This window comes from Paenibacillus vietnamensis (assembly GCF_020169515.1).
Classification (GTDB): Bacteria; Bacillota; Bacilli; order Paenibacillales; family Paenibacillaceae; genus Pristimantibacillus; species Pristimantibacillus vietnamensis.
In genome coordinates, this window is the sequence record NZ_JAHMHW010000005.1 from 63,840 (window position 1) to 87,036 (window position 23,197).

The window sequence follows — 23,197 nt, forward strand, 5'->3', positions numbered from 1 at the left end:
TGCCCGGACTCTGGCAAACTGATAGCAAGAGGAGGTCGTAGCATGAAAACTACCGCCGGAGCCGGATGGCTCGCAAAGCCTGTCGTCAAAAGCCGGAGCCTGCAGACGATATGGCGCTACCGCTACTTGTATTTGCTGGGTCTGCCGGGCATCGTCTACTTTATTTTTTTCAAGTATGTCCCGATGTACGGCATTCTGATCGCCTTTCAGGATTATACGCCGATTAAGGGCGTTCTGGAGAGCGATTGGGTCGGGCTGGAGCATTTCCGCAGACTGTTCGACGATCCGGACTTCTCCATTATTTTCCGCAATACGCTGATCATCAGCCTGCTTCATGTGCTCGTGCAATTTCCGGCGCCAATCTTGCTAGCTCTGCTCCTCAATGAAGTGCGATGGCAGGCTTACAAGCGCTCGATCCAGACGATGATTTATTTCCCGCATTTCCTTTCCTGGGTCATCGTCGTGAGCATTACGTATTTGATGACGTCCTCCGAATACGGCTTGATCAACAAAGCGATCGAGGCGTTAGGGGGCGAAAGGATTTCCTTCCTGCTTGAGAACAAGTACTTTTACGGCATCGTCACGGTGCAGGGCATCTGGAAGGATATCGGATGGGGAACGATCATCTATCTGGCCGCGATCGCCGGAGTCAACCCTTCCCTGTACGAAGCGGCAAGGCTGGACGGCGCCGGGCACTTCGCCCAGATCCGGCATGTCACGATCCCGTCCATCATGCCCACGATTATCATTTTGTTCATTCTCGGGCTGGGCAGCGCGATGGAGGTCAATTTCGAGCAGCTATGGCTGATGCAAAATCCGCTTGTCATGAAGGTGGCCGAGGTATTCGACACCTACGTATACAAGACGGGCATCCGGAGCGGCGAGTACAGCTACAGTACCGCGGCCGGGCTGTTCAAATCGGTCATCGGCGTCGTGCTGGTGGTGGCGGCCAACCGCATCGCCAACAAAAAAGGGCATGAGGGCATCTGGTAGATGCCTCTGAGAGGAGTGAACGAAATGGGCATGATCCGGGCGGACCGCCTCTATCAGCTTTCCGTGGCCTTCGTGCTGCTGCTTGTCGGATTGGCGATGATTGTTCCGTTCTTTTATATTCTGGCCGTGTCCTTCACGGATTCGTCGGTCTACGAGCCGAACAAGCTGATTTTATGGCCGGCCGAATGGTCGGCGGACGCTTACAAGTATATTTTGTTCGGCAACGGCTTTAATACGGCGCTGCGGTCTTCGCTGTTCGTCACCTTGGCGGGCACGCCGCTGGCGCTCGCGATTTCCGCGACCTTCGCGTACATGGTTTCGAAGAGCTACCTGCCGGGAAGGACGGCGATGCTGCGCCTCCTCGTGCTGACCATTCTTTTCTCGCCGGGACTTATCCCGAACTATCTCGTCGTGCGAAACCTGGGTCTTCTCGAGAGCTGGTGGTCGCTCATTCTGCCGGTCGTCACGAACGCATGGACGGTGCTGGTGCTGAAAAGCTTTTTTCAAGGCATCCCGCAGGAGCTGGAGGAATCGGCCAAAATCGACGGCTGCAACGACATGGGTATCTTCATGCGAATTATTCTGCCGCTGTCGAAGGCTCCGCTCGCGGCGTTCACCCTGTTCTTCGCCGTCGCCTTCTGGAACACGTATTTTAACGCCATTATCTATATCAATGACAGCGTCAAATGGCCGCTTCAAGTGTATTTGCAGCAAATCGTGCTGGCCGCGAACGCAAGCCGGTTCATCGACAGCCAGGCGCTGACGCAGCTTCAGCTCGGCAGCACGCCGCCCGAGGAAACGATGAAGATGGCGGCCGTCATCGCCGTTATGGCGCCGATCGTCCTCGTCTATCCGTTCCTTCAGAAGCATTTCGCGCAGGGGGTTTTAATCGGTTCCGTCAAGGAGTAATCCCGGCGGTCCGATCCAATACAAAATATAAACCTTTGGAGGTCGAACATGGTGATTGGAAAAAAGAACAAGCTTACCGTATCAATGTCTTTGCTGCTGCTCGCTTTCACGTTAACCGTATCCGCCTGCAGCTCGAACGGAGGAACGAACGCCGGGAACAACGCAGGCAGCAACGCCGGAAGCAACACCGGAACGACGGAGAGCGGCAATAACGGGAACGCGGAGACCGGCACCGGGAAGCCGCTGGATTTATCGATGCTGATTATTTCGTTCGGAAATACCCCTCCGGAAGGCAATCCGATCGAGAAAAAGGTTGAGGAACTGACGAATACCGAAATCGACCTGACGTACGTCCCTTATAACGAATACGCGGCCAGGCAGGATGTAGGGCTGGCGAGCGGCGATTTTCCGGATCTGATCCAGGTCATGCCGAGCGGTCCGCAGCTCTATACGTCGGTGCAGGTGAAAGCGATCGAGAACGGCGTTTTCCACGACTTGACGGACTATATTAAAGCGCCTGATTTTGCGGAGAAATATCCGAACCTCGGCAAAATTCCGCAGTCGCTGTGGGACAAGGTTACGTTTAACGGCAAAATTTACGCGGTTCCGCGCAACCTCGAGCCGGAAACCTTCGCAGGCACTTGGCTTCGTAAGGATTTAATGGAAGCGAAGGGGCTGAAGACGCCGGAGACGGTCGAAGAGCTAGGCGATACCCTTATCGCCCTTTCCGATCCCCCTAAAATGTACGGCCTGGATTTGAGCGCAGGGGCAAGCGCGCTGGAGAGCACCTCCATGAAATCGATCGTCGCCGCCTTCACCGGTACGGGGGATTGGAGCGTTAACGCGGACGGTGAATTCGTCTACAGCAATTTTATGCCGGAGTACAAAGGGTATCTGGAATGGCTCAAAAAGCTGTACGATGCTAAAGCCATCCATCCGGAATTCGCGCTGGGCCAAAAGGTTGCGAGCTTCCCCGACGGAACGGCGGCCGGTCTGGTCTTCCGCTGGCATGCGTATGTGCCGGCCGAAAAACCGATCAATAAATTCGCGGACAGCGTCGACCCGAATGCAAAGGGTATGCTGCTGAAGCCGCTTCAGGGTCCGAAGGGTCCGGCGGTCGATACGAATGCGGGCTTCTGGACGCAAACGGCGATGAATGCCAAAATGCCGAAAGAAAATATTCCGCGCGTGCTTGCTTTCCTGGACTGGATGGCAAGCGGGGAATCGCTTGATTTATTCCTGTCGGGCATCGAGGGTGTCCACTATGAAGAGAAAGACGGCGCGAAGGTTATGAACGAGCAGAAAATGAGCGAGGACGGCGTCGGCGGCGATCCGTGGATTATGCAGACCTACCGCGATTCGGAGTTTTTCATCAATGATTTTGAAACGAGACGCGGAGCGGATCCGGCTGCTTTGGCCGAGCTCAAGGAAACGGTGGCGGATATTAACGCCAAATACAAGGAAGCCGCAGCCAGCGGCCTCGGCATGCCGCACTACAATTTGTATGCGCCTACGCTGCTCAAGGAATGGGACCGTTTGACGAAAGGGCTGAAGGATAACCGAGTGAAGGTCGTTATGGGCCAGATGAGCATGGAAGAATGGGATCAGTACGTGGCCAGCATTACATCGGATGAAACGTACAAGCAAATTTTGAAGGAACTGAAGGAACAATACGCTGCCGGCGGCAAGTAAATGCGAATCCGGCCCCGGGCGCGCCTGCCGCTAGCGCAGGCGCCTCGCCGGGCCGGCTTTGTCCGCCGGGACGCATGAAGGAGACATGGGATGATGAAAACGGAGCATAAGGAACGCATATGGTTCAACCGCCCCGCCGACAATTGGAACGAGGCTCTTCCCGTCGGAAACGGGCGGCTGGGCGGCATGGTCTTCGGCCGTCCCGGAGCGGAGCGCATTGCGCTGAACGAGGATTCCGTCTGGCACGGCGGACCGCGGAACCGGAACAATCCGGATGCGCTTCGGCAGCTGCCGGAAATCCGGAGGCTGATCTTCGAGGGCCGTTTGCAGGAGGCGCAGAAGCTGGCTTTACTGGCGTTTTCCGGCACACCGGAAAATCAGCGGCATTATACGCCGCTCGGGGATTTGCTGCTGAATATGGAGGACGGCTACGGCGATGCGTCCGAATACAGCCGTGAGCTCGATCTGGAGCAGGGGGTCGTGCGGATCGCTTATAGACGGGAAGAAACGCTGTACCGGCGGGACATTTTCTCCAGCTATCCCGACGGTGTCATCGTCATCCGGCTTACGGCGGACAGGCCGGGCCGGATCTCGTTCCGGGCCCGGATCAGCCGCGGCAGCTGGCGGTATGTCGAGCGCAGCGGCCGTGCGGGGGACGCCGCCGTCTACATGTCCGGCGACAGCGGAGGAGACGGCGTCCGCTTCAGCGCTGCATTAGCCGGCCGCGCCTCGGGCGGGCGGTTGTTCACAATGGGGGATTATCTGGTCGTGGAGAATGCCGACGAGGTAACGCTGCTATTAAGCGCCGACTCCAGCTTTCGCGAGACGGATCCGCTGCAGGCATGCCTGGGACGGCTGGAGGAGGCGGGACGCCTTACCGGCGAGCAGCTTTTGCAGCGGCATCTCGAGGACTATCGCAGCCTGTATAGCCGGGTAAGCCTGACGCTGTCTTGCGCAAGCGGCGGCGAGGAAGCGGACCTGCCGACGGAGCAGAGGCTGGAGCGCGTCCGGCAGGGAGCCGAGGATCCCGGGCTGGCAGCCTTGTATTTTCATTTCGGACGTTATCTGATGATTTCGTGCAGCCGGCCGCAATCGCTGCCCGCGAACCTGCAGGGCATCTGGAACGATCAGTTTCTTCCTCCCTGGGACAGCAAATATACGATCAATATTAATGCCGAAATGAATTATTGGCCCGCAGAGGTGTGCGGCCTCGGCGAATGCCACGAGCCGCTGTTTGACCTGATTGAAAGGATGCGCGTACCCGGCCGGCAGACGGCCGAGAGCATGTACGGCTGCCGGGGGTTTACGGCACATCATAATACGGATATGTGGGGCGATACCGCCCCTCAGGGCAGCTATATGCCTGCCACTTATTGGCCGCTCGGGGCCGCTTGGCTGTGCCTGCATTTGTGGGAGCATTACGAGTTCGGGCAGGATCGGGTATTTCTGGCGCGTGCTTACGGCACGATGAAGGAAGCCGCTTTATTTCTTCTCGATTATATGGTGGAAGCGCCGGACGGCCTGCTGGTCACCTGCCCGTCCGTGTCACCGGAGAACACGTATAAGCTTCCTAACGGCGAATCGGGCGTGCTATGTTACGGGCCGACGATGGACAGCGAGATCGCGTACGCCCTGTTCACGGCATGCATCGAAGGCAGCCTTCTGCTCGGCGTTGACGGAGAGTTCCGCGGGCAGCTCGAGACGGCGCGCGGCAAGCTGCCTCCGCTCCGGATCGGACGCCACGGCCAAATTCAGGAATGGCTCCAGGATTACGAAGAGACGGAGCCGGGGCACCGGCATATTTCCCACTTGTTCGCGCTGCATCCGGGCAGGCGGATCACGCCGTTGGGAACGCCGGAGCTGGCGGAAGCCGCCCGGGTTACGCTAAAGCGGCGGCTTGCCGCAGGCGGCGGACACACAGGCTGGAGCCGCGCCTGGATCATCAACTTCTGGGCCAGACTGGGAGACGCCGAGCAGGCGCATGCCAACGTGAACGCGCTGCTCGCCAAGTCGACGCTTCCGAATTTGTTCGACAACCATCCGCCATTCCAGATCGACGGCAATTTCGGCGGGACGGCGGGCATCGCCGAGATGCTTCTGCAAAGCCATGCCGGAGAGATCAGGCTGCTGCCGGCTTTGCCGCAGGCGTGGCGGGACGGAAGCGTGTCGGGCCTGCGCGCGCGCGGCGGCTACGCTGTCGGGATCACGTGGAGGGAAGGCAGGCTGACGGGGGCAGGCATCGAAACGAATTCAAGCGGAACGTGCCGCCTATGGGCTCCGGAAAAGCTGCGAATAACGTGCGGGGGAGCCGATGTCCAGGCCGTCCAGGAAAACGGAGGACTCATCTCCTTCGCTACCAAAAGCGGCAAAACGTATCTGTTAACGCCGGCTACTTGAACAAATGGGAGGAATTCGCGGTGAAAGCAAAACATCTGTCCGGCAGCCCCTCGCTTTATAACCTGGACGAATATGAGAAGTTGTCCGGCCGTCCGTTCGGCGGCTTCCGCGAAGCTCCCCTATCGGGTGAGCGCGTCAGACGCGGCGAACTGCCGCCGCTTGAGGCGCGGCTTCCGGACAATCCGCTCGTCATGGAGGCCTGGGACGAAACCGGCGTTTACGGCGGAACGGTACGTTATTCGGAGATCAACACGAAATTTTGCCATTATCTCCGCCATATGCTGGAGGCGGAGCTGCTGGAGCTGGGACCGTCCGGCCGATATCACCATTACAGCCGGATGGAGGGCCCCGTGCGTCCGGGCATATTCGAGCATTGGGCTTGCAGCGACGACGGCAAGGCTCATACGTTCCGTATCCGAAAGGGACTGAAATGGTCGGACGGCGTTCCCGTTACGACGGAGGACGTCCGTTACGCCTATGAAGACGTCGTTATGCATCCGGAAATCCGTCCGCTGCTGACGAACTCGGAGGGCTCCGTCATTTTTTTGCCCGAGTGGGAGTGGATTGCCTGGGGAGGCACGCGGACAAAGCTGGAGATCGTGGACGGGCGGGAATTCCGATTGGTGTTCGGCAAGTCTTATCCGGGCTTCATCACCCAGCAGATCCGCAGCGCCAGATGGCATATGCTGCTGAGGCCGGCTCATTACCTTAAGGCTTTTCATAGCAGCTACCGGCCGCCGGAGGAGCTCTCGCAGGTGATGCGGGAGAAGGGGTTTGGTCCCGGGCAATGGGGGCCTTTCTACCAAAGCATCGATCCGCCCGTACGCGAGGCGGGTTATATGATCCCTGCCGGCATACCGGACATCGAGCGGTACCCGTCGCTGGATCCGTGGCTGTACGAGCCGGGCTATACGGCAGCCGAAGCGGCGCTGGTGCGGAATCCTTATTACTACAAGGTGGATCAGGCAGGCAATCAGCTTCCGTATATCGACCGGATCGAACGGTCGGCAGCGGCCGATCTGAACGGACTGCGCGAGAGGATTCGAGCCGGCTTAATAGATATTCAAACAAATTTCCTGAAACTGAAGGAGCTCTCCCCGCTGCTGGAGGCAAGCAAAGCGGGGGACTGCAGCGTCATGCTGCTGCCGGCCTGGCAGGGACAGCAGCTTGCAGTCACCTTGAATTTCTGTCCCGAGGACGACGCGATCGGCGAGATCGTACGGGATTTACAGTTCCGCCGGGCCTTATCGCTCGGTATCGACCGGGAGCGGATCCGAAGAGAGATCTTTCTTGGCTTCGGGCGTACGGCGCAAGCAACGGCCCCCTCCTATCTGGATTACTTCCGCGGAGAGTTCGAGTCCTCATGTGCGGCGTTCGAGCCGGAGGAAGCGAACCGGCTGCTGGATGCGATGGGGCTGCACCGGCGCGATGCGGAGGGCTGGCGGCTTAGACCGGACGGGCGGCGTCTCGAGCTGCTTATGGCCTATTTTCACGTGACGCCTCCGGCTGCGGACGGCGCGGAAGCGATCGCCGGCGATTGGGCGAAGCTGGGCTTATGCGTTCAGGTGCAAGCCCTTCCGACGGGGCGGGAGTGGGGGGAGCTTCAGGTCACGAACCGGATTATTTTCTCGATTTGGGAAATGGTCGGCGGAGACCCTCTTATTCCGTACCACGAAGGAGGGCTTAGCGACTCCACGCCCTTATGGTGGAAATGGTATGAAACCGGCGGGCGGGAAGGAGTGGAGCCGCTGCCTGCGGCGAAGCGTCTTTATGAATGCCGGGAGGTCATCAAGACTTCCTCCGACCCGGCGGAGCGGACCCGGATGGCGGAAGAAATCTACCGGATTCAGGCGGAGCAATTGTGGCTGATCGGCACGGTTGCGGGCACGCCCCAGCCTTTTGTGTATAATCGCAGGCTCGGAAACGTAAACTCAGCGGCCGAGCGCGGATATTTTACGTCAACCGTGCTTGGAGCGGCCGAGCAATGGTATTTCAAGGCGGAGTAGAAGGCGCGTTTGAGGTGCCTCGTGAGAAGGAGTCCCGTAGTGCACCTTGCGAGAATGGCGCTAGCGAACACAAGGAACGCTACTTGCTCCCAAATGAACAAATCTGATTTCTATCGGACTCAGCTCACGTTATGACTCGTAAATGAGCGCCTGTCGGCAGCTTTTCACTCGGATAACATGTCTGCGGTTCGTAAGAAATAAAAAGATGATCAAACCGGCCCAATAGAGACTGTGTGATTCGTTAGCGAGAGACGTGACGAGGCGTTAAGCAAAATTCCTTAACTTTAGAGCAATATCGGCTAGAGAACTTACTATTATAAAGCGCCTATAATAGGCAATAAACCGAACGAGTCGCGAACACGGAAGGAGAGGACGGAATGAAAATCGGCATAGCCGATTACGGCATGTACGCCTGGGACGGCGGACATTTTGACTTTGAAGCGCGCGCGCTGGCGCTTAAACATATCGGATATGACGGCATCGAGAGGCTGACCGCCTTTCATCCGGAGGAGGCGATCCGCAAGTCGGCCTTCCTGCGCCGGAACGGGCTGTCGTTTGCAACGGTCCGCGGGCCGAGCGTCGAGCTCTCGGTACAATGGGCCTCAGGCCTCGGCAGGGACTACGTGTGGACGGAAGTGACTGAAAAATCGGACTTCGACGTCTTTTGCAGGCAGGTGAACATTATGGCCGAGCATGCGGAGAGGTGGGGGATCCGGGTTGCGCTCCACAACCATATGGGAACGCTCGTGGAGACGCAGGAGCAGCTGGAGTCGTTTCTGGAGCGCTGCCCATCCGCAGGCCTCGTATTCGATACGGCCCATTTGGCGGCAATGGGCGGAGACGCCGAGCGGATTGCGGCTTTGTACGCGGACCGGCTTCTTGCCATCCACGTCAAGGACTGGCTGCTGACCGACCCCGACGCCGGCGTCTGGCATAAGCGCGGCCGATTCTGCGGACTTGGCAAAGGGAATATCGGCATGAACAATTTGGATATTCTGAACGCGGCAACGGCGGCGGGTTATGAAGGCTGGATTTTCGTCGAGCACGATACGCATTTGCGGGAGCCGCTGGAGGATTTGGCGGAAAGCCGCGACTATTTGCGGAAGGGCGGTTATTGAGATGGTTCAGGCAAATAAAGGGAATTTGGAGACTAACAAAGGCTCTGCCGCTTTAACGCCGATAGGGATCGGACTGGTCGGCCTCGGCCGGGCCGGATGGGGCATGCACCGGAAGGAGCTGCAGGGCAAGGAGGCGCAATTCCGCATTGAAGCGGCATTCGATACGCTGGAGGATCGCAGGCGGATGGCGGAGGAAGCGGGCATCCGCACGCATGACAGCCTGGAGAGCCTGGTTCACGATCCGGCAATCGAACTGGTGGATATCGCGACGCGCTCCAGCGACCATTATGCGCACGGGTTGCTGGCTCTGAACGCCGGCAAGGACGTGCTGATGGAGAAGCCGTTCGCGCAGACGTACGAGCAGGCCCGTCTTCTCTACGAAGCGGCCGCCAAAAACGGCCGCCGGATCTTCGTCCGCCACAACCGCCGGTTCGACCCGGACTTTCTTCATGTGCGCGAAATCATCGGCAGCGGCCTGCTCGGCGAGGTGTATTTGATCCGGCTGAACCGCCATAACTACCAGCGGCGCAGCGATTGGCAGACGATCAAGGCGTTTGGCGGCGGCCAGCTGCTGAACTGGGGGCCGCACATCGTCGATCACGGCCTATGCCTGCTTCAAAGCCCGGTAGCTTCGATCTGGAGCGATCTGAAGCAGGTCGCCGCCGCAGGGGATGCCGAGGATCATTTGAAAATTATTATGAAGGGCGAGAACGGGCGCGTCGTCGATATCGAAATCAGCGGCGGCATCGCGATTCCTTCGCCGACTTATCAGGTGTACGGCACGAAGGGCAGCCTGACCGCAACGGGCCGGGAAATTCGGCTCCGCTACCTGGATCCGGGCGTTCCGCTTGGCGAGCTTGAGGCGGATCCGGGGACGCCGGGGGCGGCATTCGGCAGCACGGGCACCTACGATTCCGGCGAGAAGCTTTTCTGGATCGACCGCACGCTGCCCGTGAACCCGGAGAAGACGTACGATATTTGGGAGGAGCTGTACCTGGCGATCCGGGGAGGTAAGCCTTTTCTAATCCGGGCGGAGGAAGCGCTGGAGGTCGTTCGCGTTATCGAGGAAGTGAAGGCGGGAACGCGGTTCGAATAATCGGGCCCCTGAAGGGCGATGTAAGAAGAAATGGAAAGGATGAGAGTTTTGAGCATGAAAATTGTCATTATCGGCGGCGGAAGCTTTGCATGGACGCCTACGCTTGCCGGTGATTTGTTTCTAAGAAAGCCGCTTAACGGAGGGCACTTAAGCCTGGTGGACCTTGATCGGAAGGCTGCGGGCGAGATGGCGGAATATTGCGGGATGATGGTCGAAGCGCTTCAGGCCGGCTGGACGGTGAGCGTCGACGACCTGGACACAGCGCTGCAGGGAGCCGACGTTGTGTGCGTCTCCATCTCGACGGGCGGGCTGGCCGCTATGCACGAGGATTACCATATCCCCGAAAAATACGGCGTTTATCATGCCGTCGGCGATACGGTCGGACCGGGCGGCATCTCCAGAACGCTGCGCAACGTTCCGGTGTTTTGTTCCATCGCGGAAAAAATGGAGAGAATTTGCCCGGATGCCTGGCTGATCCATGTCACGAACCCACTGTCCCAGCTTACCCGCGCCGTCGCCAAAACGACATCCGTTAAGGTAGCGGGCCTTTGTCACAATTTTGCGGGTACGATCTCAATGCTGGCTGACTACATGGGGGTCGGCTACGGGGATATCGATGCCGTGAGCGTAGGCGTGAACCATTATACATGGCTGAAGAACGTCACCTGTAAGGGCCGCCCGATGGAGAGCGAGTTTTCGCTCGACCGGTATGTCGCCTATTTCCGCAAAAAAAACGGTCTGCTGGTTACGAATACGACCGACGATATGATCAACGAGCATCTGAGTCCCGGCAAAAACATGGAGTATTACCTGAATTTCGCTTTGTATGAGAAGCTGGGCTATTTTCCGGTCGGTTCTTCCAATCATGTGGCGGAAAATCTCCCTTATTATTGCAATGACGAGCAGGCGATGCGGACTAACCATATCCGCCGAAAAGGCGTGCTTCCCCGCAGGCAAAATCTGATCGACGCGAGAAAGGCGCAGATTTACGGCATTTTGCGGGGCGAAGCCGAATTGCCGAAGTTTAAGCTGTCGCACGAGGGATTGTCGTCGATTTGCGAATCGTTGTATACGGGCAAGCCGTCCAGAGCGATCGTTACGATGGCGAATGCGGGGCAGATTTCGAACCTGCCGCTTGGCACCGCCGTCGAAACCTGGGCTTCCGTCAGCTCGAACGGCATCCATCCCGAGATCAGCGGTGAGGTGCCGGACGTCGTAGCGGGCTCGATGCTGACGATCGTGAACGAGCAGGAGCTCTCCGTGGAAGCGGCGCTGACGGGAGACCGCAAGCTTTTGTACCAGGCGCTGTACGTGTCTCCTCTTCTGCACAACAAAGCGGCGGCAGAGCGTCTCGGCGACGAGCTTTTGGAAGCAAACAAGGCGTATTTGCCGCAATTTTTCAAATAGACATCAACGGAAAAGGACACCTGCGTGGTGTCCTTTATTTGTGTTTTTGTAGATAGCGCACGTATTTACTCGGGGATGTTGCCCAGTTGGCGGGAGAAAGAAGCTCAGTCGGCGGAATAGCGCTAATTTCTATCGTTGTCGAGAGTCGATGGAGTAAATTGGATTTAATAACTATAGTTTCTAGCGTTATATCCGCCGTGAGGTGCCCAGATGGCGGGAGAAAGAAGCTCAGTCGGCGGAATAGCGCTAATTTCTATCGTTGTCGCGAGGGGTTGGAGTAAATTGGGTTTGATAACGATAGTTTCTAGCGTTATATCCGCCGTGAGATGCCCAGTTGGCAGGAGAAAGAAGCTCAGTCGGCGGAATAACGCTAATTTCTATCGTTGTCGCGGGCAGTTGGAGTAAATTGGATTTAATAACGATAGTTTCTAGCGTTATATCCGCCGTGAGGTGCCCAGTTGGCAGGAGAAAGAAGCTCAGTCGGCGGAATAACGCTAATTTCTATCGTTGTCGCGAGGGGTTGGAGTAAATTGGGTTTGATAACGATAGTTTCTAGCGTTATATCCGCCGAGAGTTGCCCAGTTGGCGGGAGAAAGAGGCCCAGACGGCGGAATAGCGCTAATTTCTATCGTTGTCGCGGGCAGTTGGAGTAAATTGGATTTAATAACGATAGTTTCTAGCGTTATATTGCACATGTTTATCTTTCGATAATCCCGGTTGTAATTTTCATATTAGGGGCATAAGTCAGAAATACGTTGTCCTTAAACAGGTTTGACAAAGCCGCTTCCAGTCTGTATTCGCTCAGCGCCTCTTCATAGGCGGCACCGCGTTTAACTAAACTTTCAACAAACGGTTCCTCTGCCCCGGGATCGGCTCCAAATCCGTCTTCCTTCAACGCGCTGAACAGAGCTTCCATTTCCCCAGCTTCAGAATTAGGATCTAAAAAATTCACCCTATCGCTAACCCGGCACTCGATTTGCTTAACCCCCAGCCGGCTTAAATAAACCGGTAATTTTATTCCGATATTGCCGTCCTTGCCGCTGCGCCGGGCGTCTCTCTCAAATAACCTCTGGAGAAAGCCTAACTGTACCATATCCGATGCTGGATACCCGTCCAAAAAATAGCTTGCCATGCCTGAGATCCAATGCGGCTCAAAGCACACAATTCTGCCGCGATCCTCCAGACAATCTATCATTTTCCGGAGGACGTCCTTCGGATTTCCCACATGCAATAAAAAGGCATGGCAAACGGCAAGATCATATTTTCGTTCGAATTCCATTTCCTGAATATCTCCAAGGACAAATTCAGTTGTAAATGGAGCATCTTTAAATATATCCTTGGCATGTTCGATTAATTGATTTCCTCCATCAACCCCCGTGTATGTAGAACCCTCTGGAAGCAAGGGCAAGAGCTTGGTCCCCAAATAGCCGTAGCCGCAGCCAAAATCGATAATGCGAACCGGGGATGTGATTTTCCAAACCATTTTAACAAGGAATTCCAAATAGTCATCATTATAATACAGCCATCTGGTTTTACTTAAATAATCGATTTTGTTGTTCCAATCGTAATTGTCCATCAGGACCTCCTTCAGACCGGTAGCTTCGTTTATTTAATTACTCTAATAAATTGACGTTCTTTCCACTCAAACTCGTTTTCCAATTGAAAAGAGGATAGCTCAAGCACGAGATCGAGCTCCTTTTTAGGCTTGTCAGTAAATCTCTCTTGACCGTTAGCCCAGCACGAATAGAGCTCGATATCTTCTCCGTTTCCTATATTGACGACGCAAATAATCGAATAGTTCGGACAAGCACTTTTTGCTGGTTTGGTATAAAAGGGGATGTGACTGTTTCAATCCGTCATGGATCCTGAAGGAGCCTCCTTCGGGATCCACTTGATAAACCAAAGGATGGCGGAACACATGAGAGTAATCTTGTCCTGTGATGGGACCCGTCATGTATAAACCGGCGGCATCCTCTTCAGTCTCATAAACCTCCATAAGTTTATCGCCCTGCGGGTATTTCTCCAATAAAATTTGCATCAGGAGCTGGTTCTTTGCGGCAGGGTTTACTTTCGTCACGTAATCGATGAGCGTCATAACCGATTTTTTCTGTCCGAACGAACCGGTCGGGAGCTCATGAGGGGCGGCAATATAGTAAAATAGAGTCACCGTAACTTCATCTCCTACCTGTAGCATCGAAACTCCCGCTTAACCCCCAAACAAAACATCCATGATCGAACCTAGTTTGCCGGTTTTCTTACCTTCCAGAACATTCGGGTCATAGATCTCTACGAAACCGCAATTCAAACAAGATACGAACAAATAGTGGTTGTGCTGGATATCAAACAACTTGCTCAACCCGGTACCCGTCATTGCGACTTCCTTGATACCACAATCCGTTTCTTTGCATTTAGAGCATTTAAAGCGATCCTCGATGACCTCGATAATGCTTAATTCCTCAATCTCTGTGGTGTTCTCCATGAGCGTATCGAGCGCATCAGTCGAAAAATCCTCATCCGTGACCTCGTGCAGTTTATTGCGGCAATGCGGGCATCTTCCTTTTACGATCTCCACCTCGTGATTGCACCATGGGCATTCCATACGAAAGTTTCATCCTTCCCTTCCATAATTTAGACGAATCAAGTTTGAATTTGTTGCGGCAGCCGAGACAACAAAAACCGCCCATCAGGGCGGTTTCTCTAGGAGTCCAAAATTTTGTATGTATCCAGGTAGTAATCATCAGATCCGTCGTTCTTTAATAGCATGTGAACATGATCGCCATCTGGCCTGCATATATCAACCCAAATTTCAAAATACTGTCCCCCGTGAATGGCATCGACCGGCATTGCTTTATCCTTGTGATTATTCAGCGTGAAGCGCTCATTTATAGAAAGGATTTGTTCGCAGTTAAACTGGGAGTACTTCTCATGGTAAATTCCCCTAAGAGACTTCATAATGATCGGGTTCAATTGCTGAAGTAATGCTTTTTCGATTGATTCAGATCTTGGGTCTAGGCGGGCTTCTGCTTCTGTAAATGGCGTGAAAATAAACGTTACTGACAACAAAATATAGGTCCAAATTCGTACTGTGTTCACTCGATCACCCTTGTATTTTTCAGATTAATGTACCTATATAATGGAAATTATATTCATGTGCATATCAGGGCATATTCGAAAAAAGGCAGTCGATCGGTATGATCGGCTGCCATCGGTAGTTATAAGTAAGCTATTGTGATCGGGCAAGGAACTAATGGTTGTCCGGTACTCTGCTAAGGAATCCAGTAGCACTAATCCTACTAAGATAGATGAAATGGGAAGTTATCGAATTCAGGTCGTTAGCCACAGCCGAGAAAGCGCAGCACGCAGCACGTAGTACGTGTTCCTATCACTCATCCCCGTCCATGCCGCTTCCGGCATTGAGAGGGCGAGTGGCGCTTGTACTGCCTGAACATCTGGCTGAAATAATTGACGCTGCCGAAGCCGACGTTAAAGGCGATTTCCGTGACCGGATCGTTGGAATGAAGCAGCAATTGCTCGGCGGCATTGATCCGGAGCAAATTGACGTATTCGACGAACGTTTTGCCGGTTATTTTCTTAAAGGTTCTGCAGAAATGATATTCGCTCAAATTGACGATGCCGGCCGCCTGCTGGACGGTCAGCTTCTCGGGATAATGCTGTTCCACGTACGCGATCAGCTCCTTGAATTTCTCGGTCTGTTCCGCATCGTTATGGCTGACGGCGCCGGACGGACCTTGAAGCCGATGGAGGCGGGACAGCCGGACAAGCAGCAAATGAAGCATGGACCGGATCGCCAGCTGGAAGCCCGTGTCCTTCTGCCGGTATTCGTCGATCAGCTGCCTCACGATGGCCGCGACGGCCGGATAATACTCGTCATGGGCCGGCAGACGAAGGGGGAAAAAGCTTTTTCCCGATATATACGGATTCGTGATCTGCATATGATAGGCGTCGGCCATCGAGCTCCCGGCGAGGGAAGGATGAAACACAACCGCGTAATATTCGATCGGGTCGTCGTCATCGGCAAACCCCGTATGGATCAGCCCCTTGTTCACGAACAGCAGGTCGCCTGGCTCGGGCTTAACCGTCTCGGAGCCGATATAGAAGGTTGCGTTTCCACGGATAAAATAAATGATTTCCCAATCGTCGTGCCAGTGCAGATGCAGAATTTCCTTGTCCGGCGGAAAGATATGAAAGACGTTAAACGGGAAACCCGGGTCCCGGTGTGGCACGTCTTGTTTGATCAGATAAGGATTGGTCATGGCGGAGTCCCTCCGAAAAGCAATATCCCTTAACTTTATAGCAAAATCAGCTAGAGTACGTTGTATTCGACGCACCTATAATTATAGATAATCAGCCGCTGGAATGAAAGCTGTATCCCAATCCGATTGGCATTCCCGGCTGATTGATAGAAGCAATTTACATTAACTGCGCCAATTCGGCTTGGCCGAACAACAAGGGGGAAACGGATTTATGAAAACTTACAAGCTTGGCGTTGTCGGATTAGGAGAAGGCCGCAGCATTATGTCTGCCGCTTTAAGCAGCAAGCGATGGGAGCTTGCGATGGTGTGCGATATTAACCGGTCGATGTGCGAGCTGCGCGCCGAGGAATTCGGTTTCGACCGCTTCACAACGGATTACAATACGCTGCTCGGCAATCCCGATATAGACGTCATAGCCATTTATACGCCTGATCAGCTGCATCTCTCCCACATTATTCAAGCGCTGGAGGCAGGCAAACACGTCATCTGCACGAAGCCGCTGCTCACTTCCCTGGATGGTTCGAACGAGCTGCTGGAAGCGGTGCGGAAGTCCGGCAAACGCGTATTCGTCGGGCAGAGCTCGCGCTTTTTCGAGCCGATGATCCGTCAGCGCGCGGATTTTGAGAACGGCCGGCACGGCGACGTACAAACGGTCGAAGCCCATTATATTGCGGACAGCCGCTGGTTTCTGGACAAGCCTTGGAGCCGTCAGCGCGGCTTCAGCTGGATGTACAATTTTATGATCCATGCCGTCGATCTGGTCCGCTGGTATTTGCCCGGAGTGACCGAGGTGACGGGCTTCGGAACCGTGAGCGAAACGAGCCGCAGCTACGGCCTCGACACCTGGGATTCGATGCGCTTTCTCGTTCGCGACGATCAGGGCAGAATCGGCCAAATTTCCGGCAGCTATACGCTGCCATCGCTCGGCTCCGAGGTCGAGCCCGGTATCGAATGTGTCATCCGGGGCACGAATGGTACCTCGCGGGCGGAATATTCCAACCTTCGCTACCATACGCATTTTACCGGTGAAGGCAAAAAGACGTATTCCTACGAAGATATGCACGACTACTACTTCCGTTTTGAGGGCAAAAGCCATCATGCGGGCGAATACCAGAACTATATCGAATATTTTGCGGAATGTCTCGATACAGGTACCGTACCGCTTCCGAACGCAGATGAAGCTGTTCGGACGCTTGCCTTGATGGCGGCGATGGAACGGAGCATGAAGGAAGGCGGCAAGGTGATCCGCATCGAAGATATCATCCGGGAAAATACGCCGGTCTGACATACATTCGAAGCTGGTTTAGAACAGGCAAAGTCAACCAAGTGACTTTGCCTGTTCGCGTGCCTGCTTACTTTTTATGCTGTTCATTCAGGTACTCTTTGGGCGTGCATCCCACCATTTGCTTGAACACCCGGCTGAAATAGAACTGGTCGGGGTAACCGACCTGCTCTCCTGCTTCTTTGACGGATAGATGAGAGTGATTGGCGAGCAGGTATTTGGCTTCATTGATGCGCAAGGCCATCAAATAGCGGGAAGGCGGCTCGCCCGTATGCTTGATGAACAGCTTGCTCAAATAGGATGCGTTGAAATTGAAATTACGGGCGATCTGCTCCAGGCTCACGTCCTTCCGGAAGTTGTCCCTAAGGAAGCTCTGCACTTTGCTTACGATTTCCTCGGGGTTCATCCCCGGATTTTGCATGCCCTTCATATTTTTTTTGTAGGCGGATTCTTCTTGTTCGATTGTGGACTTAACCTTTGAAAGCACCTGTCTGAGCTCATCTGCAGCGATCGGCTTCAGCAAATAGTCGGTCACGCCGAATTTCATCGCCTGTCGGGCATATTCAAAATCCGCGTAACCGCTAGTGATGATTTTGCTTACCCGGGGGTGATACAGGTGCATTTGCCTGATCAGTTCCATGCCGTCCATAACCGGCATCCGGATATCCGTCACCAATACGTCGGGCTGACCTTCCTGGACGAGCTCGAGCGCTTCTTTCCCGTTTTGCACGGCACCGACGACTTTAATCGATTCGTCCAGTCCTTCCATTTTGCGGACCAGATTGTTGCGGATCAAATCTTCGTCTTCGGCTATAATAACCCTGATTTGTCTCGGTTCCTCCATCATGATAACCTACTTTCAAAAGAATATGGGGCTATATCAATCCGCCGATAGCAACTGTGGCGCCTTCCCCGGGCCTGTTCTCGATCCGGAAAACGGTTTCGGTGCCAAACGTCAGCTTCATGCGGATATAAATGTTCAGCAGCCCCATTCCATCTAGCTTGAGCATCGGAATGGCATTCGTCTCGTCGATGTCCCGGATTTTGCCGTACAGGCGGTTCAGGCTGTCTTCGGAAAAGCCGTTCCCGTTGTCGGATACTTCAATCCGCCACCTGTCGTCTTCTATAATGCCGGCGATGCGAATGATCCAGGGAGGCTCCTGCTGCGTGCCGAATTTCAAAGCATTTTCGACGAGCGGCTGAACGATCAGCTTCGGACAATTCAGCTGCAAAATCCGGTCGTCGATATCGAGCTCGTACTGCAGCTTCCGGCCGTGACGGATCTGATTGATTTCCAGAAACTTTTTTGTATGAAGCAGTTCGTCTTCCAGGCTGGAGACCGATTCGTCGGAAGAGATATACCTTAAAAAGCTGGACATGTTCTCCGTCATCGAGACGATTTGCTCGTTCATATTTTCCTCCGCCATTGCATGAATCGTTGCCAGCGTGTTATACAAAAAATGCGGATTCATTTGTGAATTGAGCGCAACCAGCTTGGCCTGCAGCTCTTGGGACTGCGCAAGCAGCAGCTCGTCCATCGATTGCTTCAGCTGAGCGTTCATCTTCAGGAACGACCAGTGCAGCTGATCCAATTCATTCAAACCGCTGTTCAGCTCTTTGGGAGCCGTCTGGGTGCTGCCCAAGTTCTCAAGGCGCATATTCCGGACGGTGCGGTGAATTTTCATAATCGGCAGCGTAATCCGCTTGGCGGCCACGAACGACAGAAAAATGGCGAACAACAGCAGAATGGCGGCAATAAGTACAACCCGCTTGGCAAAATCGACGATCGGAGCAAGCAGCTCACTTTCGGATACGACGATCGTTGTATGCCAGCCCGTCACGTCCGATTGGTGGCTGGAGAGCAGCTCCTTCTCATTCGTAACCGGATTCAGAACGGTGCTGAAGGAATTTTGAATATCGGCCTCCGTGCCGGTCCCGAGCCGGATATAGGCCGTGCGTTGCTCCGATGCTTCCTCTGCCGGATAGACAATCCGCCCATCGTCGCCGTATACGATAACCTTTGCCCGATACGGGTTCTGCTGTTCGAAATCGATGGCGCTTTTAAAGACGCGGTTATAATACTGCTTCACTTCGACAATGCCCATCGGAGCGTTATAATTGTCATAGAAAAGCCGTAGGAGCGAGACGGAATACTGTTCCTCTCTGGACGAGATAAAGCGGGACATTTCTTTGTCGAGAACCTGCGGGCTGATGTATTTTCCTTTATTGTTCATGACGGTTTGGAACCACGGCTTATCCTCGGGATTGTAGGTTCGCGCTCCGTTGTCAAAGCCGTTGCCGTACGCTTTATTTTTGAAATCATAAAGGTAGAGCTGCGCGACAGGCCTCGAGGGCCCGATGGCTGCGGTCAATATTTCAGACAGCTCCTTGGCGCTTTCAACCTGGATGCCTGCGGGCGGACCTCCAACAGAGCTTGCTGGAGACGACGTTTCTATCCCGGACATATATTTTTTAAAATTGTTTTTGATCAAATTGGAGTACATCACATCAAGCGACACATCGTTCATTTTCGTAATTTCGGAATCGATCTGCTCTTGCATGGACCGCCCCATACTGCCTAGCGAATCGGTTGCGCCAGCCCGGAGCAGGTCGGATGCCCACCAGTAAAACCAGATGACCAAAACCGCGAAAAAAACGATAATAATAAGCGAGTAAGTCATGAACAATATCGATTGAATGTTGCGGAATTTATTCACTGGCGTCTCCTCCGGGAGCTGTCTTTAGCCAAACTTAACTGTATTGTCCATCTCGCCAGGTCATTTGTCAAAGGCTTTTTGAAAACGCATTCGGTAAAATAAAGACAAAAAATGAATCCGTTTTCTCCATGGAAGATCAGGGTTTCGGATTTTATAATGAGGACGAAAACTTCAATGTAAGCGAATTCAACAACGATCATGAAGGAGACAGACAGGATGAACAGAAAGGCTTTAACAATGACCGTGTTACTGCTGGCTATTGCCCTTGTTACGGGCTGCGGCGGAAACGGCCCGGGAAATGAACAGAATGGGGAAACGACAGGCAAACAAAACATTACGCTGACCTATCTCGCAAGCCAAGGCTGGATATACAATGCCGAAATGGAGCTCGCCAAAAAGTTCGAGGAGCAGACGGGAATCAAGATCGACTATCAGATCATTCCCGCCGACCAGTATTTCAATGTACTGAAAACAAAGCTGAACGCGAAGGAAGGTCCCGACATCTTCGGCGGCCAAAGCGGCAAAAGCGAAATCAGCCTCAACTACAACGTAAAAGAAAATGCCGTCGACCTGAGCGATCAGGAATGGACGAAACGTATTGATCCGCTCTCTCTCGAGACGGCGACCCTGGACGGCAAAGTATACGCGCAGACGATTTGGGATACGGGCAACAGCTTCGTTATGGTCTACAATAAGAAGATTTTCGCTGAGCTCGGCCTGACCGTGCCGAAAACGTATGAGGAGCTGAAGCAGGCTTCCTTGAAAATTAAGGAATCCGGAGTGACGCCGATTTACGAGCCGATCGCGGACGGCTGGCACCATGTGATGTGGCTGGCGGAGCCGGGCCCGAGATACGACGAACTTACGCCAGGCCTATATGACGACTTGAACGCCAACAAAAAGAAATTCGCGGACGATCCGTCGATGCTGAATGCGCTGACCCAATTGAAAGAAATTTACGATCTCGGATTTTTTGGTGACAATACCTTCTCGGATACGGGCGCAGGTACGACGAACAAGCTTGCGAGCGGCGAATTCGCGATGGCGCTTTCCGCCCAGAGCATCGTAGGCGATGTCGTGAAAGCGAATCCGGAAATGAAGGAAGAGGACTTCGGCTACTTCGTTCTGCCGATTGCCGACAACCAATTCTATTATATTAACCCGGGCGGCCCTAGCAAATTCGTCTATTCGCAAGGCAAGCATCTCGAGGCGGCCAAGCAATATCTCGACTTTCTGGCACAGCCGGAAAATCTTCAATATTTGCTCGACAATACGAAGGAATTCACCAATCTGAACTTCACGGGGCTGACGGACAAATATACCGATGCGCAAAAGGATATGTTCGCAGCCTATCCGAAGAAAGGTACGGATATTCAAAATGTTGTGAGCTACGTGAATGCACAGTGGATGGATATCGGGAAAGATATTTCCGCGATGCTGGCAAACTCGATGGAGCCGGCCGACATATTGAAAAACATCGACAAGCGCAGAGCGGAAATGGCTAAAGTGGCGAAGGATCCGGCCTGGTCCGAGTAACAGGGCCGAGTAACAAGGCCGAAAAAAAGGAGAGGGGATGAATGTATGGTAAGGAATAAAATTTATCCGTCCTATTTTACTTGGGGTACGCTTGCCTTTTATTCGATCTTCTTTATTGTACCGAGTCTGATGGGCTTCTACTATTCTTTCACAGACTGGAACAGCTACTCCGATGCGATCCATTTCATCGGTCTCGACAACTTCAAGGTGATGTTTTCCGCCGATGAGAATTACGTCAGCTTCATCGTTAATACGGTCAATTTTACGATATCGACCGTAATTTTGAAGACGGTGCTCGGTCTGGCCTTTGCCCTGATCCTGAATGAAGGCATCCGTATGAAAGGGTTTCACCGGGTCATGCTCTTCATGCCGTCGATCGTGCCGATGCTGGTCGTGGGGCTCATCTTCAAGTCGATCCTGAATCCGGCGACCGGGCTGCTCAATGAAACGCTGCGTTATATCGGGCTGGACGTCCTGACGCAAAAATGGCTGGTGGACGCGAACTGGGCGTTCAAATCCATTATCGCAGTCGACACGTGGAAGGGCGTCGGCTACATCATGATTATTTTGCTTGCCGGGCTGCAGTCTATCGATAAATCCTACTACGAGGCTGCAGAAATCGACGGGGCAAGCGGCTGGCATAAATTGAAATACATCACCGTTCCGCTGCTTATGCCGGCGCTGGCCGTCACCACGGTGCTGAACATGCTGCACGGCTTGAAGGTGTTCGAGGTCGTCTACGTCTTGACGAATGGCGGGCCGGGCTATGCGACGGACGTGCTGTATACCGCTATCTTCAAAGAGTTTTCGATGGGCCGCTACGGGGTGGGAACCGCTTTGTCCTCGATGCTGTTCCTGTTCATGACGATTATCGGTTACTTTATTATCCGGCTAATGGCCAAGGAAGGAGCGCGTGAGTAATGAAGAAGAATCCCGTGCAATTTGTGCTGAAAAATAGCTTTGCCTGGGTACTGAGCATCATCATGTTCATTCCGCTCCTGCTTATTGTGGTCAATTCCTTCAAGGACCGGGTCGGGGCGAACTCGATGAGCATGTCGCTGCCGAAGACGCTGCATTGGAGCAACTTTGCCACCGTCATCGAGGAAGGGAAGCTGGTACAATCTTTTTTCAACAGCTTGTTTTATACGTCGGCTTCCACGGTGCTCGGCATCGCACTATCCTCGATCGCGGCTTATATTTTTGCCAGAAACGCCACGAAGCTGAACCGGTTTCTGTATTTCTTCATTATAATGGGCATCGCTATGCCGATTAACTTTGTGACGCTGACGAAGGTGATGCAGGTCACGAACCTTATGAACACACAGCTCGGAATTATCATTTTGCTAGCCGTCATGTCGATTCCGTTCAGCGTGTTTCTGATTTACGGCTTCGTCAATTCCGTGCCGAGGGAGCTGGATGAAGCGGGAATCGTCGACGGTTGTCCGCCGCTCCGGCTGTTCTACAGCATCATCCTGCCGCTGCTGACTCCCGTCATCGTGACGGTCGGCATTTTGAATTTCATGGGCGCCTGGAACGACTTTGTTCTGCCGCTGTACTACTTGAACGACACGGCCAAATGGCCGATGACGCTTGCGGTCTACAATTTCTTCGGAAGATTCCAGGTGAACTGGAATCTGGTATCGGCCGATATCGTGCTGACGACGCTGCCGGTCATCGTCATTTATTTGCTTGGACAGCGGTATATCATTTCCGGCATGACGTCAGGTTCGGTCAAAGGATAAAAAAACTCCGCAGGCGCTGCTTAGGCGG

The 23,197-nt window shown here is 53.8% G+C and carries 19 protein-coding genes; 12 read left to right on the forward strand and 7 right to left on the reverse strand.

The features are described 5' to 3' along the window. Positions 1–42 precede the first annotated feature (42 nt). The 8 genes from KP806_RS12765 (at position 43) to KP806_RS12800 (ending at position 11,618) form a co-directional block, all read left to right on the forward strand. On the forward strand, positions 43–993 hold the full coding sequence (locus KP806_RS12765) for an ABC transporter permease (protein WP_224724077.1): 951 nt from the start codon (positions 43–45) through the stop codon (positions 991–993). 24 nt (positions 994–1,017) lie between these two features. After that, positions 1,018–1,902 carry a carbohydrate ABC transporter permease gene (locus KP806_RS12770; protein WP_224724078.1) on the forward strand — a complete coding sequence of 295 codons (885 nt, stop codon included), beginning with the start codon at positions 1,018–1,020 and terminating at the stop codon, positions 1,900–1,902. A gap of 48 nt (positions 1,903–1,950) precedes the next feature. Then, entirely contained in the window at positions 1,951–3,594 is a 1,644-nt protein-coding gene (locus KP806_RS12775; RefSeq protein WP_224724079.1) for an extracellular solute-binding protein, read from the forward strand. Positions 3,595–3,687: 93 nt separating this feature from the next. Then, positions 3,688–5,991: a glycoside hydrolase family 95 protein gene (locus KP806_RS12780; protein ID WP_449589906.1), complete on the forward strand. Its 2,304-nt coding sequence runs from the start codon at positions 3,688–3,690 to the stop codon at positions 5,989–5,991. A 20-nt stretch (positions 5,992–6,011) separates the two neighbouring features. Further along, positions 6,012–7,997, forward strand: a complete 1,986-nt coding sequence (locus tag KP806_RS12785; protein WP_224724081.1) for an ABC transporter substrate-binding protein — start codon at positions 6,012–6,014, stop codon at positions 7,995–7,997. A 377-nt stretch (positions 7,998–8,374) separates the two neighbouring features. Next, positions 8,375–9,115 (forward strand): sugar phosphate isomerase/epimerase family protein, encoded by a 741-nt coding sequence (locus KP806_RS12790; protein WP_224724082.1) that lies wholly within the window; start codon positions 8,375–8,377, stop codon positions 9,113–9,115. 1 nt (position 9,116) lies between these two features. Then, complete coding sequence (locus tag KP806_RS12795) at positions 9,117–10,211, forward strand: Gfo/Idh/MocA family protein (protein ID WP_224724083.1); 1,095 nt, start codon at positions 9,117–9,119, stop codon at positions 10,209–10,211. A gap of 54 nt (positions 10,212–10,265) precedes the next feature. Then, a complete protein-coding gene (locus KP806_RS12800) occupies positions 10,266–11,618 on the forward strand; it encodes a family 4 glycosyl hydrolase (protein WP_224724291.1) in 1,353 nt (450 codons plus the stop codon). A 697-nt stretch (positions 11,619–12,315) separates the two neighbouring features. On the opposite strand, the gene KP806_RS12805 is transcribed toward KP806_RS12800, so the two are convergent. From KP806_RS12805 to KP806_RS12825, 5 genes are all read right to left on the reverse strand, one after another. After that, complete coding sequence (locus KP806_RS12805; RefSeq protein ID WP_224724084.1) at positions 12,316–13,194, reverse strand: class I SAM-dependent methyltransferase; 879 nt, start codon at positions 13,192–13,194, stop codon at positions 12,316–12,318. Positions 13,195–13,347: 153 nt separating this feature from the next. After that, positions 13,348–13,812, reverse strand: coding sequence for a hypothetical protein (locus KP806_RS12810; RefSeq protein ID WP_224724085.1), 465 nt, complete (start codon positions 13,810–13,812; stop codon positions 13,348–13,350). A gap of 12 nt (positions 13,813–13,824) precedes the next feature. Continuing rightward, complete coding sequence (locus KP806_RS12815; protein ID WP_224724086.1) at positions 13,825–14,217, reverse strand: zinc ribbon domain-containing protein; 393 nt, start codon at positions 14,215–14,217, stop codon at positions 13,825–13,827. Positions 14,218–14,315: 98 nt separating this feature from the next. Continuing rightward, positions 14,316–14,711 carry a hypothetical protein gene (locus tag KP806_RS12820; RefSeq protein ID WP_224724087.1) on the reverse strand — a complete coding sequence of 132 codons (396 nt, stop codon included), beginning with the start codon at positions 14,709–14,711 and terminating at the stop codon, positions 14,316–14,318. Between the two features lie 293 nt (positions 14,712–15,004). Then, entirely contained in the window at positions 15,005–15,892 is an 888-nt protein-coding gene (locus KP806_RS12825) for an AraC family transcriptional regulator (RefSeq protein WP_224724088.1), read from the reverse strand. Between the two features lie 211 nt (positions 15,893–16,103). Here KP806_RS12825 and KP806_RS12830 point away from each other — a divergent pair, with 211 nt between their 5' ends. Then, positions 16,104–17,177, forward strand: coding sequence for a Gfo/Idh/MocA family protein (locus tag KP806_RS12830; RefSeq protein ID WP_224724089.1), 1,074 nt, complete (start codon positions 16,104–16,106; stop codon positions 17,175–17,177). Between the two features lie 67 nt (positions 17,178–17,244). Here the strand turns inward: KP806_RS12830 and KP806_RS12835 are convergent, their stop codons facing one another. Together KP806_RS12835 and KP806_RS27810 are read right to left on the reverse strand one after the other, a co-directional pair. Continuing rightward, complete coding sequence (locus KP806_RS12835) at positions 17,245–18,018, reverse strand: response regulator transcription factor (protein WP_224724090.1); 774 nt, start codon at positions 18,016–18,018, stop codon at positions 17,245–17,247. Between the two features lie 31 nt (positions 18,019–18,049). Then, positions 18,050–19,891: a sensor histidine kinase gene (locus KP806_RS27810; protein ID WP_224724091.1), complete on the reverse strand. Its 1,842-nt coding sequence runs from the start codon at positions 19,889–19,891 to the stop codon at positions 18,050–18,052. A gap of 216 nt (positions 19,892–20,107) precedes the next feature. Here KP806_RS27810 and KP806_RS12845 point away from each other — a divergent pair, with 216 nt between their 5' ends. The 3 genes from KP806_RS12845 to KP806_RS12855 are packed head-to-tail and all read left to right on the forward strand — an operon-like array spanning position 20,108 to position 23,169. Further along, on the forward strand, positions 20,108–21,427 hold the full coding sequence (locus KP806_RS12845) for an ABC transporter substrate-binding protein (protein WP_224724092.1): 1,320 nt from the start codon (positions 20,108–20,110) through the stop codon (positions 21,425–21,427). 45 nt (positions 21,428–21,472) lie between these two features. Beyond that, on the forward strand, positions 21,473–22,348 hold the full coding sequence (locus KP806_RS12850) for a carbohydrate ABC transporter permease (protein WP_224724093.1): 876 nt from the start codon (positions 21,473–21,475) through the stop codon (positions 22,346–22,348). Next, positions 22,348–23,169 (forward strand): carbohydrate ABC transporter permease, encoded by an 822-nt coding sequence (locus tag KP806_RS12855; protein ID WP_224724094.1) that lies wholly within the window; start codon positions 22,348–22,350, stop codon positions 23,167–23,169. The genes KP806_RS12850 and KP806_RS12855 overlap by 1 nt, the downstream gene beginning before the upstream one ends. Positions 23,170–23,197 lie beyond the last annotated feature (28 nt).